We start from the raw sequence: 14,544 nt of genomic DNA, 5'->3' as shown, positions 1-14,544 counted from the left end.
AAAACAACTAAAAAGCAATTTCACCACTGATATTTTGACGTAAGGTCAAGTCTGTTAACAAATCAACCCCCTTGATTTCATTGTTATTGCTAGCAATAACAATAGCATTAATCTATGCATTTTTATAAACTTTAAAACATTATGACAAAAAGAAAAAGTTTGACTCAGCAGATAGAGAATTGCGCTTTTCTGATATGTTAGAGGATGAATCTGAAGTGCACCGCTGGACTGGAATCATGTCACAGTTTTCCTATAATAGACTTCCAAGAAATCCATATTTGCGAACCAGATTTTATTGTCGAAATAGAAAAAGCTACATATTTGTGTGAGATAAAGCGTGCTTCATAGAAGCGCGATGTTTCTCTTTATTCGTTGAGATATCACTTATTTGTAGCATGAAGAGTAAATTTATTAAAATCATGATAAGAGGGAGAGAGGAACTTTATAGGTGTATCATCATAGGATTAAGTCGTTTTATTGAGAGCTATTTCTATTTTTGCAAAAAGGTTTTTGATATCTTTAATGATTATTTCCCAATAGTGAATGTACTTTATTTTATGTGCAAGAAAGCTTATTGATTGTATAAAATAGTATTCATAAAATTACATTATTCTTATTCTGTTAAGGACATTTTTTCTAGCGAGGGTTTTGCAATTGCAATGCTCTTTTTCTTATTCTCAATTTTGGCTCAAAAAAGTGTATAGAGATATTATTTTAAATTTAAGATATGTATATTCTATTGTTGGTGTTACTGTTGTAAAAAATGATATTTTCTTTGATAAGTATAAGGTTTACCAAGAAGCGCGATGGAGAGATAAAGTTTAGAGTGTTACAATATCTTGAAAAAGCAATGGGTAAATAATGGATCATTGTGCTACGAAAGTTGTTAGATGGGCATGTGTCAGAAATTCTTAATAAAAAAATTTTTTCTTGATAGGAGTTTTTTTTCAAAATACTGCTCTTTTTGTGCAAATCTTATGTTGGTAAGCTATGCAGTTTTCACCGGAACAAGATAAAGCATTGAAGGCTGTTGCCGCATGGTTAAGGGAAGGGCGTTCACCACTTTTTCGCCTTTTTGGTTATGCGGGAACAGGGAAGACAACGCTTGCGCGCTATTTTGCTGAGACAGTTGATGGGTCTGTGCAATTTGCTGCGTTTACAGGAAAGGCAGCACAGGTTTTGCGGTCTAAAGGTGCAAGTAATGCTTGTACGATTCATTCATTGATTTATTGTCCGCGTGGAGAAGAAGAGGTTTCTGATGAAGTCACAGGAAAAAAATCTCTTGCACCAACATTTGTATTAAATCGGAGAAGTGCTGCAGCACATGCTAAGCTTATCATTATTGATGAGTGTTCAATGGTAGATGAACAATTAGCGCGTGATTTAATGAGTTTTCAAACGCCAATTCTTGTTCTTGGTGATCCAGGTCAATTGCCTCCTGTATCAGGAGGTGGTTTTTTTTCCAACAGTGCACCAGATTTTCTCCTCTCTGAAATTCACCGACAAGCACGTGATAATCCGATTGTTCGTTTGGCTATGGATATACGTGAAGGACGTGATATTGTTTATGGTGATTATGGGGCGGCCCGTGTTATTACACGCAAAGAGGTGGATCAGAAATTGGTTTTAGATGCTGATCAGGTGTTGGTAGGGGTAAATCGGACACGTCATCTTTATAATAGACGTTTGCGTGCGTTGAAGGGGTTTACAGCAGATTATCCACAAGCAGGAGATAAGCTGGTGTGTTTGCGTAATGATCCCGCTAAAGGTTTGTTAAATGGATCTTTATGGAAAGTAATGACTTCACAGAAGGAAACTGTTAAACTGAGTATTAACCTCCTTGTTAAACCAGAAGAAAGTGAGCGTGGGGTAGCGAAGATTAAGCTTTTAAAAGCCGTGTTTGAAGATCCTGATAGTGAGATTTCATGGGCGTTAAAAAAAAGACACGATGACTTTGATTATGGATATGCATTAACTGTCCATAAAGCACAAGGATCACAATGGGATAATGTTATTTTATTTGATGAAAGTTTTGCCTTTCGTGACATGTATGCTCGCTGGTTGTATACGGGAATTACACGTGCTGCAGAGCGTTTAACAATTGTTCGATAGGAAAATATTCTTATTCTCTGCTATTATATTGGCAAATATATTTTTTGTCTTAAGAATTATGTATGAAAATGGGAGTGGGTATGGCCATAAAACTTTCGGTTAATCTTAATGCGATTGCCGTTTTGCGCAATCGACGTAACCTTCCTTGGCCAAATATCAATCATATTGGGCATATCGCACTTACAGCTGGTGCAGCTGGTTTGACGATTCATCCGCGCCCCGATGAGCGACATATTCGTTTTGCTGATTTGCCAGATATACGCTGTTTAATGAACAGTACATTTCCTACTGCTGAATTTAATATTGAAGGTTATCCAAGTGATACATTTTTGAATATAGCAGAAAAATATGCTGATCAGATTACTCTTGTACCAGATGATCCAGCTCAGTCAACCTCTGATCATGGTTGGGATTTTGCTCAGAATGCAGAATTTTTAGCACCTATCATTCAACGCTTGAAAGCAAAAAAAATTCGCGTGTCTTTATTTGCTGATCCTGTTGTTGATGGTCTTGATATAGCTAAAGCAATTGGTGCTGATCGTGTGGAGTTTTATACGGGACCTTACGGTGGTGCATTGCAGGATAAGACAAAACAAGATCAAGAACTCAGTAAACTTGTTTTCGCAGCAAGAAGAGCTCAAGAGTTGCAATTAGGTGTTAACGCAGGGCATGATCTGACAGTTACAAATCTTCCTGCTGTTGTCCATCACATTCCTTGGCTTGATGAAGTTTCTATTGGTCATGGGCTTATTGCGGATGCGTTAGAATATGGAATGTATGAGACTGTTCAGCGTTTTCTCCGGTTATTGGTGTGATTTTTTTCTCCACATGATAGGTAAATTTTTCTAAAGCTCTCTTTATCTTGAAGAAACAATTTTGCATATATTTGTTTAGATCAATGACAGTGGTATATATTATGATAGCGATAGAAATGCGCGTTCAATTTAAAAAATTGGTCGTGATTTCATTAAATGAGTCTGTAAAAGCTAAGCTTTGCAGTTTTTTGATGAAATCTTTTTTAAAGAGGCAGAAAATCAGAGGTAGATTTCATGAGAAATATAAACTTTTAGATTCGTGTTAGTAACTGAGATGATGAGGGTTTTTTCTGAAGAAATCAAAGATTTTTATGAGTGTTTGTGCTCTTCAGTTACGAATTTATTCCATGAAAATACTCAATATTACCTACAATGGAAGCTGTATTACCTATCATTGCGTTGTCAAAATTGGGCTATATGAATAGTGTTTTTTTATCATGCGAGTGGTAGAGTTGATTTTTTGCGTTTAAATATAAAAACGCTATCCTTTGTTTGCAATTTTTCTTGCTATCCACTTTGATTTCGTTCATGTTAAAAATGTGCGCTCTATCTTCATTTCAAAGATATAATGTTTTATTCTCTGAAAGAATAATATAATTTTAGAAGTTTTTTGGATTATAGCTTTTTATATGAAATATATAAATAAAAAAAGATATTCAATTGCTTTATTACTATAAATGTATTTTTTTTATTTATAGTGATTTCAAGCATGTGAATTCATTTTTTAATTATTTATTCAATAAAATAAGCCAAAATTTATTTTAAATAGAAAGAAAAGGAAGTGTTTTTATGCGTGTTTATTATGATCATGATGCCAATATTGATTTGATTAAGGGAAAAAAAGTAGCCATTGTTGGTTACGGTTCACAAGGACATGCCCATGCTTTAAACTTGAAAGATTCTGGAGTTGAAAATGTAAAAATTGCTCTGCGTTCGGGGTCCGCAACAGCTAAAAAGGCTATGGTGGATGGTTTTGAAGTTATAAGTGTTGCTGAAGCAGCAAAATGGGCAGATCTTATTATGATGGCTACACCAGATGAGTTGCAAGCTGATATTTATAAAGAGCATATTCATGATCATTTACGTGATGGTGCCGTGATTGCTTTTGCTCATGGTTTGAGTATTCATTTCGGCTTAATTGAACCTAAAAAAACTGTTGATATTGTGATGATTGCTCCCAAAGGTCCTGGTCATACAGTGCGCAATGAATATCAACGTGGTCGTGGGGTTCCTTGCTTAATTGCGGTTGCACAAGATGCTTCAGGACATGCCCATGATATCGCACTGTCTTATGCATGTGGTCTTGGTGGTGGACGTGCTGGAGTGATTGAAACAACCTTTAAAGAAGAGTGCGAAACTGATCTGTTTGGTGAACAAGCCGTTCTTTGTGGTGGTCTTGTTGAGCTTATACGGGCTGGTTATGAAACACTAACGGATGCAGGTTATGCACCAGAAATGGCTTATTTTGAGTGTTTACATGAGGTTAAATTGATTGTTGATCTTATGTATGAAGGTGGTATTGCAAATATGAATTACTCCATTTCCAATACAGCTGAATGGGGCGAATATATGTCTGGTCCGCGTGTAATTACCGATGAAACGAGAGCAGAAATGAAACGTATTTTGCAAGATATTCAGACAGGAAAGTTTACATCGAATTGGATACAAGAATACAAAGGCGGTGCGGCTCATTTTAAAAGTATACGGCGTTTAAATGATAGCCACCCTATTGAAGAAGTTGGCAAAAAACTTCGTTCCATGATGCCTTGGATAAAATCAAATGCTCTGGTTAATAAAGAGCGTAATTGAAGTTGCTACAGAGCTATTTTTTCAATAGCTTTTATAACTTTATAGATAAATATAAAAAAGGGTAACTGAAGTTACCCTTTTTTATATGTTTTTTGCAATAGAAGCTTTATTTGTTTAATTTTTTGCAACATTCTTTTTTCTAAAAAGGAAATATACAATCCCTAAAAATATGAACCACGCTGGAGTGTATTTTAAAGCTATAGCAGTATCCGCTTCTAATGATAATAAATAAATAATGAATGCAAAGAAAAAAAGTAGCGCCCAACACATAACAACACCTCCTGGCATTTTATAAGGAGAGACTGTATGCTGGAGAGGACGATTGCGACGATAGACGATATAGCTGATCAAAATAATAGACCATACAAATATAAACAAAGTGGCGGCAATCGTTGTAACGATTGTAAAAGCCGCAATGAGGGTTTGAGATAACGACACAACTGCATAACCAAATAAGATGCATAAACATGAACAGAATAATGCGTTGGCTGGAACGTGGTTACGAGAAAGTTTTCCTAAAAATTTAGGAGCACCTTTTTGTGTTGCTAGCCCATATATCATACGGCTGGTAGAAAAAATTCCACTATTTGCTGAAGATGCGGCAGCTGTGAGGACCACAAAGTTCATCAAACCTGCAGCAATTGGAATACCAATAAGTGCATACATTGTTACAAATGGGCTTTTTTCTGGACTGATTTGATTCCACGGGGTCACAGACATAATCACAAGAATAGAGAATATATAAAAGAATACAATACGGATTGGTATTGAATTAACAGCCTGCGGTAAAGCTTTTTGAGGCTCTTTTACTTCAGCAGCAGCTGTTCCAGCGAGTTCAATGCCGACAAAAGCAAAAATAACAATTTGAAATCCAGCAAAAAAGCCTGTAATTCCTCGCGGAAAAATATTTCCATCATTCCAGATATTGCTAAGAGAAGCAACTGTGCCGTTTGGAGAGACAAAACCGGTAAAGATCATGTAAAATCCCACAACAATTAAGACGAGAATTGCTACGATTTTGATAAAACCAAACCAAAACTCAAGTTCGCCAAATAGTTTTACTGCGACGAGGTTAAGAATTAAAAAGGATATAATACTAATTATAACAGGAATCCACGAATTGAGTTCAGGCCACCAAAAATGTGTATAAGTGACAATAGCAATAACTTCAGCAGTTCCAGTGACAATCCAACACAACCAATATGTCCAGCCGATAAAGAATCCGGCACAAGGTCCTAGAAGATCGGTTGAGAAGTCAATAAAAGATCGATATTGTGTATTAGAAAGCAATAACTCTCCCATAGCTCGCATAACAAAGTATAGAGCACAGCCAATAATTGCATAAACGAGTAGAATGGAGGGTCCTGCTACGCTGATTGTTTTTCCTGATCCCATAAAAAGACCTGTTCCAATTGCTCCACCAAGTGCTATAAGTTGTATGTGTCGGTTATGTAGTCCACGTTGCAATTTCTTCTTGGTTTTTTTTTCTAAATTTTGTTTGTTCATTTTTGGGAAGTTCCCCTTCGTTATTTTAGATAAAAATTACCCTAAAAAGGTAATCTCTTCTATCGGAACACGCTATGGCTAAGGAGTAAAGGAATTTTTTTCTATAACTATATGTGAAACAAGAAAAAACATTACGAATTTATAAAATAATTATTTGATACATAATTAATAAAATAGAAGTTATATTATAATTTTTATATATTATTATAAAATCATTATTAATAATGAATATTATATTTTTATATAAGTATATTTTTTTTATAAAATATTTATTTTAATAATTTTTAATAAAAATTTATATTTTATAAACATTTTTATAATGAAATTATACTTTAATTAATATTTAATATTATGTAATAATGTAATTAAAATTATAATTTTATCAAATAGAAAAATATTTTAGTAGAATCTTTTTTTTATTGTAGATAGCTATTAAGATATATTCTGTTTAGATCTGTTTTTTAAATTTGAGAAAAAATTAATATAATTTTTTTGGGAAAGTAAGATAAAATATCATGTTTTATTAGTAAACAATGTTGGTAAAGTTTATAGAGAATTATTTACAGAATAGCTCATTTCTTTATCTTATTATAGTAGTAAAAGACTGTTGTTTCGAGCAGTGATATAAAAAATATCAAATTTTACACATTAAGTATTTTGAGAATGCGTGGTGAGTATTCAGGGCAGATCTGATCCATAGATAGAGCCCCCTTATGTAGGTGAACTATATAAATGGTTAGAAGCATTTCCCCTTAACACGCTGGGTTATTTACAAACATGCGTTGGTAGGAATGCTTGTTTTTTGAGGTGTGGGGAGGAGATTAAATAGAAAAAGGGTAATTAAAATCCCCCTTTTTCGAGATGTTTTTATGTATAGAGTTTATTTGTTACCTTGAGTCATTTTTTTCTTTACAAATAAAAAATAGGTTATGCTTAAGAAAATAAACCATACTATGCCGCATTTCAAAGCTATGAAGGTATCATGTTCTAATGTTAACAAATAGAGCATGAAAACAAAAAAAGCTAAAATGAGCCAGCACAAAATATTACCAATTGGCATTTTGTAGATAGATTCAGCATGTAGCTGAGGATGCTTGCGACGATATACAATATAACTCACTAGAATTACAGACCATACAAATAAAAGTGCAATAGCTGAAATACTTGTCACAATTGTGAAAGCACTTATGATACTTGGAGATAGCGATGTAATTGCGTATCCTAAGAAAATACATAAGCAAGAGAAGAATAAGGCATTGGCTGGAACATGGTATTTGGAAAGTTTACCCATAAAGCGAGGCGCACCACTTTGTGTTGCAAGTCCATATATCATGCGGCTGGTAGAAAAAATACCACTATTTGCTGAAGAGGCGGCTGAAGTAAGAACGACAAAATTTATCAAACCAGCAGCAATTGGAATACCAGCAAGCCAAAACATCGCAACAAAGGGGCTTTTTTCTGGAACAACTTGGTTCCAAGGTGTAACTGACATAATTATGGCAAGGGAAAGGATATAAAAAAGCATAATGCGAACTGGTATTGCATTAATAGCCTTGGGCAGCACTTCTTTAGGGTTTTTAACTTCAGCTGCAGTTGTCCCAGCAATTTCTATACCAATAAAAGAGAAGATGGCAATTTGAAAACCAGCAAAAAAACCTGTAATTCCCCGAGGAAATATATCGCCACCGTTCCATACGTGACCGAAAGAGGCGACAGTGCCATTTGGAGCGGTAAAGCCAGTAACGATCATATAAAGTCCAACAACAATTAATGCTAAAATCGCTACGATTTTGATAAGACCAAACCAAAATTCGAGTTCACCGAACAGTTTTACGGCAAAGAGATTAAAAACTAAAAAGAAAGCAATGCAAGAAAAAACAATAATCCATGGGTTGAGTGTTGGCCACCAAAAGTGCAGGTAAGTGATGATAGCAATAATATCTGCGGCTCCAGTTACGACCCAGCTTAACCAATAGCTCCAGCCCACAAAAAAAGCGATTCCTGGTCCTAGCATATCGGTTGAAAAATCAACCAGAGAGCGGTATTGCGAATTAGAAAGCAATAATTCTCCCATAGCACGCATTACAAAGTATAAGGCACAGCCTATAATGGCGTAAACGAGTATGATCGAAGGTCCTGCTACGCTGATTGTTTTTCCCGATCCCATAAAGAGACCTGTTCCAATAGCACCTCCGAGAGCTATAAGTTGTACGTGACGGTTATCTAATCCACGTTGCAATTTCTGCTGGGGATTATCTTCTAAATTTTGTGTATTGTTCATTTTTTAGATGTTCCCTTTAATTATTGAGGATTTAAAACATTAAAAAAGTAATCCAGTGTATCGAAGCATGATATAAATGAGGAGTAAAGGAAAAAAATATTTTTTATGATGTTATGTGGATAAAGAAAAAGCATAGGAATAGGAAACTGATAAGGACAGATAATCTTACTCCAAAACAATGCTATGCGTATTTGCGTACAGACTTGTAAGTTGCTGTTAAGATGACGGGTCAATGGTTGACAAAAGGATTTAGCATTATAGTCGTTATTCTTAAACTATTTCAAATGGTTATAAAAAATACTTGTGGGCGATGAGAAATTCTATTCGTAATAATTACTTACAGCTTCTTTTAATATCATAATGGAGAGGGATTTTAATTTTTAGTCGAATAGAGTATAAAATTGCTATCTTATTTAAGGAATAATCTGCAAATAACAATAGACTCTAAAGTGATTTCTCAAATCATTTTATTAGGCGTTTTATTTGATCTCTTTGTGTTTTTGTGTTCAGCCGATTCTAAAACTTAAGAAATTCTGCGTTTTATAAGAAGCCATGTGGTTGAAGTTTATGGCATCTTGAGAGTTTATGATTTTGGATGATTGGTGCGCTTTATCAGAAAAAAGATTTTAAATAACATGCAAAACCACTTTCATTTTAAGGTTAAGGATAAATGATCCATAGAGGTTTTTGATGAATTTTAGGGAAAATTACAATAGAAATTTTTAGTGGAGAAAAATCTTTTTAGTGGGCAGTCTAGGTCGATTCAGTGCGTGTGGTGTGGTTTGGTGGAAACAATTTTCAAACACCCCTTACTTGTGCGAGCGTGTATATGGAAATCAAAAAATTTGCACTGATGACAAATTTGCAAAACCGTATAGGAATTTTTATGTTACTATTAGCAAAATTTCGTTATCTCATGTAAACCATTTATGGCAAATGTCGGTCTTTTCATTAAGGCTTGTGAAATGAAGTTACGCGTATCCAGTTTTAACGGAGTTTCTCTCATCAAAATTATTAATGGTTCTGCTTGTCTTTAAATATTGATTGTTCTGCGTGTTTTGAGCTTTACCATAATTGAGGTGCACTTTAGTCTGTTTCAATGGATCATTTCTTTATAAAGATTGGTGCTTTAAGTCGTGTATCTGCTGGAAGTTCAAGGGTATTCGTTTCTTCAGTGAGCACGCTGATTTTCATAATAACACACCTTGGTGAGAGTGTGGTGCAATTGTTGCTGCTTATGGTTTTATGAGTGGATGCTTTGCTATGTCTTAAGTTCTAGGTGGAGCTATTTACGGCGGTTTTGGAATGGGATAAAGACAGCGATAAAGATTGTTATTAGCTTTGTTTTTGTTGTTGCTATGATTGATGCTACACGTTTTCAACGTTCATTTGATACTGTTTTTAAAATCAGAGAATACATTTTCTCTTTTCAATTTTTCTTCTTCTTTCTAAAAAAGAATGATCTACGCTGAATGTGAAGCTATCGTTGGATATCACCTTAAAATTTTTGTTTTTTCAAAAAACATCAATATAGATCTCTAAATTATTAAGATGTATTGTATCGATTGACAGTTCTACAATATCTTAACGTTACTCAATAAAAGTTCAAAAAGGATTCCAAGACTTTAATGGAGGCTCATGACTTTCACGAAGAATATGATGTTATTGCGTTGCACATTCACATTTTTAAAAGGGATATCTCTTAAGTCCCCAAGCTTATTTTATATCGCTGCCTGTGAATGGTATAGCGTAAAATCCACTGATTACCGCCATTTTTACGCTTATAAAGGTGCAAGCCGGTACCATTTACTATCGGCCCTCAATGTTGCTATAGCTCTTGCATTAAGACAATTATTAAGAGGTTTTCTACTCCTTTTTTTCGTGTTTTTATCCATATATCTATCCTGCTTGTTATATATAAGGGGATGGTTTTGATTGATTCAACATAAACAGATTTGAAATCAGAGAATCTTATAATATTTGGGGGTTAATCCAATATGCAAAACGATAAATTATCATTATAAATCAATTTATTGACCTTTAAAGTGGTATAGTTGTTTTGATCAAAGTTATCTTATTGCTTTGATATTATTTTGGATCACTTGGGGCAATATGAAGAGAGAGCTATGATCTGTAAGATTGCTAAGCGTATTGCTATAACATTTAAATCTACAATTTTTAGTGTTTTTTGATGAGAGCGTGGTACATGAAATAGTTGAAAGTATTTTCAAATGAATCATATTTCATTTTAATAAATGAGCATTCCCAAGGTTAGCTAAATCAATTCATAGTTTAGCGATACAGAGAGAATTGTAGAAAAATTGGTGTAGTATAAGTGTTGATGGAGGATAGAATATCGATTTTAATAGCGTAAGACGGCTAAAGTCATGGAAAGATTTGTCTGTTAGAAGTATAACTTATTCTTGATAAGATACTGTTATCCAAAAAAATAAAAAAGAAAACAGAGATAAAACTGTTCCTGTCGCTATTTTAAAGTGATGCTGGCAAATGATATAAAAATGATCATTAAAGTAAACCATGCAAAGATGTTGAAAAAATGTATTGTGACAAATTCAAAGCTTTTTTTAATACACCCATTAGAAGCTAAGAACTTTGGGAAGCTGCTATGTAAAAAATTGGTACTTTAGGGTTTAATATTTGTGTCAAAAAAACCGTCGATATAGCTTGTGAAAAGTTTTGTTTTTTTACAGTATTCTTTTCATTCTTTCTTTTGAATTTAAGCTGTGTATTCCAGATTTAATCGACTTAAAGCCCATATATAATCAATAGCAGCTTCCCATGAGTTTTACTAAAAAACAGTGCTTTGTTGTTGAAGATGAGCGCTGATACACCTAGTATGGAAAATGCCTTATGCACATATGTTGCTGTACACAATCCTAAAACGTTTATAAATGCATTTTTTTCCTAATCTCGTTGCGTTATCGATGATAAGGGCCATATTGGGCCCTAGTGAGATAATTAAAAAAATGAAACAATGAAAGAAGTCAGTATTTGACGATTCATTTGATTTTTAGCTCTGAAATGAATTGATCTTCAAGATATAATTCTATTCTATCATGCTTAGAAAGTTTCCCTACACCCTCTGGAGTTCCTGTGTATATGATATCACCACGTCTTAACTGAATGTAGCTACTTAAAAATGATATTATTTTTGCAAAGCTAAAGATCATATTTTTCGTATTGCCAAATTGCTTCGTTTCACCATTCAACTTGATTATAAAGGTTATTGGATTGTTTATTTTTTTCTTATTTATAAAGTCAGATACGTACGCGGCACCTTTAAATCCTTTAGATAAAAGCCAAGGAAGCTTTTTTCTTTCAGTTTTGTTTGCACATCCCTCGCTGTAAGATCAAGACCTATTGCTATTGCATCATAGCATTCTTCTGCTCCTTTCTCAGTGACTATAAAAGCGTCTTTTGAGATTTTGAGCACAATTTCAGTTTCAAAATGGATTTCTTCGGAAAAATCAGGAAGATAAATTTCATTTCCTACAAGGAGTGAACTGTTTGGTTTGCTAAAGATAACGGGGTTATCTTCAACAATATTGCCTAATTCATGAATATGTTCAATATAATTACGTCCAATGCAGTAAATATCATTAATCATAAGAAATTTCCAAGTTTTTTATTTTTGCTATATAGGCAAGATATTACTGTGGAAACAATATCTTTTCTCATATCGATATGTGAGCTTTCTGAAAAATATGCGTTGTATGTGTTAATGATTAGTCTTGGCAAAAGCTCCGTAACATTGTTTTTCTGAGCTTTCATGGGAGCGCGCTTCCTTTTGATTTTATATAAAAAACATATTGCATAGCAACAATTTTTCGGCAAATTATGAAAATTTTTAATGCACTTGATCGTGTTTCAGATTTTCTTAAAGCAGCCCATTTTTTTGAACCCTTGCATCAAAATATCTTTGCGATTGCCTCACAGATGATCCACAAGGGAAAACTTGCCAATCCCGTGACCATGAAACCCTTTCTTCCAGCAGAAGAAAAGATTGGTGAGATCACTGTCTTTCATTACGTTGTACGTCTCGCTAAAGAAGCAGTCACCATCATTAATGCGCAAGATTATGGGCGGATTATTTATGATCTTTTCCTTCGACGCTCCTTAATTAACCTTGGGCATCAAGTTGTCGATACAGCCTTTGACGCTCCTGTAGAATTGAGTCCCTCACAACAAATTGAAGTGATTGAACAGCAGTTGTTTGAATTGGCAGAAAAGGGAAAATATGGCGGTGGATTTGAAAATTTTGCAGGTGCTCTCACAAAGGCACTTACCATGGCAAGTGCTGCAAAAAAGCGTTCCTCACGACTTTCAGGAATCGCAATCCATATCAAAACCCTTGATGAGAAAATGGGAGGATTACAAAAATCTGATCTTATTATCATCGCTGGTCGCCCTGGTATGGAAAAACCTCTCTTGCAACCAACATTGCCTTTAATATTGCCAATGCTTACAAGCGTGATGACCAAACACAGAAACAAAACAATGAGGGAGGTATCGTTGGATTCTTCTCCTTAGAAATGTCCTCAGAGCAGCTAGCAACCCGTATTATTTCTGAACAAACAGAAGTCTCTTCTTCTGATATCAGACGGGGCAATCTCTCAGAACAGCAATTTACTAAACTCATCCACATGACACATTCTCTGCAAAAAGCCCCGCTTTATATCGATCAAACGGGTGGTCTGTCTGTTGCCCAATTGGCAGCGCGTGCAAGGCGCCTCAAACGGCAACATGGTTTAGATGTTTTGATTATTGATTATATCCAGTTAATAACGGGTCATTCCAAACGTTCCTCAGACAATCGTGTGCAAGAAATGACAGCCATTACCATGGGTCTTAAAGCGCTAGCAAAAGAACTGAATATTCCCATCATCGCTCTTTCACAGCTTTCACGGCAAGTTGAAAACCGCACCGATAAGCGTCCACAACTTTCTGATTTGCGTGAATCCGGTTCGATTGAGTAAGATGTAGATATTGTTTTGTTTGTCTATCGTGAAGAATATTACTTGAAAAATGAACAGCCAAAGGAAGGCAGTGTTGAAGCCGTCAAATGGCAAGAGAAGATGGATCAGGTGAGGGGGCAAGCTGAAGTTATTATAGCCAAACAACGCCATGGTCCCACAGGCACTGTTCCTCTTGCTTTCCAATCTGATTTTACACGTTTTAGTGATTTATGAAGAAAATCATAAGAGAAAAACATGCATAAAAGGGTCTTTAAATGACCTTTGAAAGGCCTTTGAAGACCCTTTGAGAGCCCTTTGAAAAAATGAAAATCCTTTGAAAAGGAGGTCATTTTTACAAAATATGATGCAAATGATACAAAATTTGTTGGTCTCTGCATGCATATTTTATAGATTTTAGGTGTCAAATAAGGGGATTGCTGGAAGAAATGAATCATCTTAAATTGTGATTCTGGGCCAAGCAAAAAAAGAACTCATAAAAGCCATTCTAAACACCTCTTAAAGCTTCTCTGAGAACCGCTTAAAAACTCTGCGAAAAAAAATGAATTGCTGCAAAACCTAGTGTCAAATTATGCAAAACCTAGTGGCAAGCTACAATTGAGTTTTTTTAACAGTGTCGAATTGCAAAAGGCTGCTGTTCCTACATTATAACAAAAGGATACGAGTGCTGCGAATTGTTCATCGGTTAAGGAAACTTGAACGGCGCGTTCAACAGCATTCTCAAATTGTTGCAAATCATGGCAAAGAAACTCTTCGGCTTGTTCTTCAGTGATTGTCATGCCCTTATGAACAAAGGGTTTTCCAGCAGCGTTTGTATGTCCATAACCAATGGTCCATATACCAATAGCATCTTTATAGGCGTTGAGACGCAAGCCTTCCCATTGTTTAATAAGTGCAAGTCCTTCTGATGATATTTTTCTCATAGGTTTCTCCATAAAAAAAGCTCCGCACAAGGCAGAGCTGGATTAAAAAGTGCATCTCTTTTCTCTTCGAAAAGACGGCTTATTAAAACTTATGTAGCTTTTTC

At 34.9% G+C, this 14,544-nt stretch carries 5 protein-coding genes and 3 pseudogenes; 4 read left to right on the top strand and 4 right to left on the bottom strand.

The features are described from left to right. The first annotated feature begins 990 nt into the window (after positions 1-990). The 3 genes from NMK50_RS06445 to ilvC all read left to right on the top strand — a co-directional run bounded on the left by NMK50_RS06445 (position 991) and on the right by ilvC (position 4,736). Positions 991-2,112, top strand: a complete 1,122-nt coding sequence (locus NMK50_RS06445; protein WP_254769789.1) for an ATP-dependent DNA helicase — start codon at positions 991-993, stop codon at positions 2,110-2,112. 80 nt (positions 2,113-2,192) lie between these two features. Beyond that, positions 2,193-2,927, top strand: a complete 735-nt coding sequence (locus tag NMK50_RS06440; protein WP_254769788.1) for a pyridoxine 5'-phosphate synthase — start codon at positions 2,193-2,195, stop codon at positions 2,925-2,927. Positions 2,928-3,716: 789 nt separating this feature from the next. Further along, the gene (gene ilvC, locus NMK50_RS06435) at positions 3,717-4,736 is read left to right on the top strand and encodes a ketol-acid reductoisomerase (protein WP_254769787.1); all 1,020 of its coding nucleotides are present in this window, start codon (positions 3,717-3,719) and stop codon (positions 4,734-4,736) included. Between the two features lie 114 nt (positions 4,737-4,850). Here ilvC and NMK50_RS06430 read toward each other — a convergent pair whose 3' ends face one another. From NMK50_RS06430 to NMK50_RS10525, 3 genes and pseudogenes are all read right to left on the bottom strand, one after another. After that, on the bottom strand, positions 4,851-6,242 hold the full coding sequence (locus NMK50_RS06430; protein WP_254769786.1) for an amino acid permease: 1,392 nt from the start codon (positions 6,240-6,242) through the stop codon (positions 4,851-4,853). A gap of 880 nt (positions 6,243-7,122) precedes the next feature. After that, positions 7,123-8,523, bottom strand: coding sequence for an amino acid permease (locus NMK50_RS06425; RefSeq protein WP_254769785.1), 1,401 nt, complete (start codon positions 8,521-8,523; stop codon positions 7,123-7,125). Positions 8,524-11,543: 3,020 nt separating this feature from the next. Then, positions 11,544-12,151 (bottom strand): annotated as a pseudogene (locus NMK50_RS10525) (fumarylacetoacetate hydrolase family protein). A 230-nt stretch (positions 12,152-12,381) separates the two neighbouring features. On the opposite strand from NMK50_RS10525, the pseudogene NMK50_RS06410 reads away from it, so the two are divergent. Further along, positions 12,382-13,733: pseudogene (locus NMK50_RS06410) on the top strand (replicative DNA helicase). 380 nt (positions 13,734-14,113) lie between these two features. On the opposite strand, the pseudogene NMK50_RS06405 reads toward NMK50_RS06410, so the two are convergent. Beyond that, positions 14,114-14,440: pseudogene (locus tag NMK50_RS06405) on the bottom strand (lysozyme); the annotation flags it as partial. Positions 14,441-14,544 lie beyond the last annotated feature (104 nt).

This window comes from Bartonella harrusi (assembly GCF_024297065.1).
Lineage (GTDB): Bacteria > Pseudomonadota > Alphaproteobacteria > Rhizobiales > Rhizobiaceae > Bartonella > Bartonella harrusi.
This window is presented reverse-complemented; position numbering and strand designations above follow the sequence as displayed.

Bases quoted from the DNA above. Each gene is read 5' to 3' on its own strand.
- ilvC (WP_254769787.1), top strand. From the start codon at position 3,717: ATGCGTGTTTATTATGATCATGATGCCAATATTGATTTGATTAAGGGA.
- NMK50_RS06430 (WP_254769786.1), bottom strand. From the start codon at position 6,242: ATGAACAAACAAAATTTAGAAAAAAAAACCAAGAAGAAATTGCAACGT.
- NMK50_RS06445 (WP_254769789.1), top strand. From the start codon at position 991: ATGCAGTTTTCACCGGAACAAGATAAAGCATTGAAGGCTGTTGCCGCA.
- NMK50_RS06440 (WP_254769788.1), top strand. From the start codon at position 2,193: ATGGCCATAAAACTTTCGGTTAATCTTAATGCGATTGCCGTTTTGCGC.
- NMK50_RS06425 (WP_254769785.1), bottom strand. From the start codon at position 8,523: ATGAACAATACACAAAATTTAGAAGATAATCCCCAGCAGAAATTGCAA.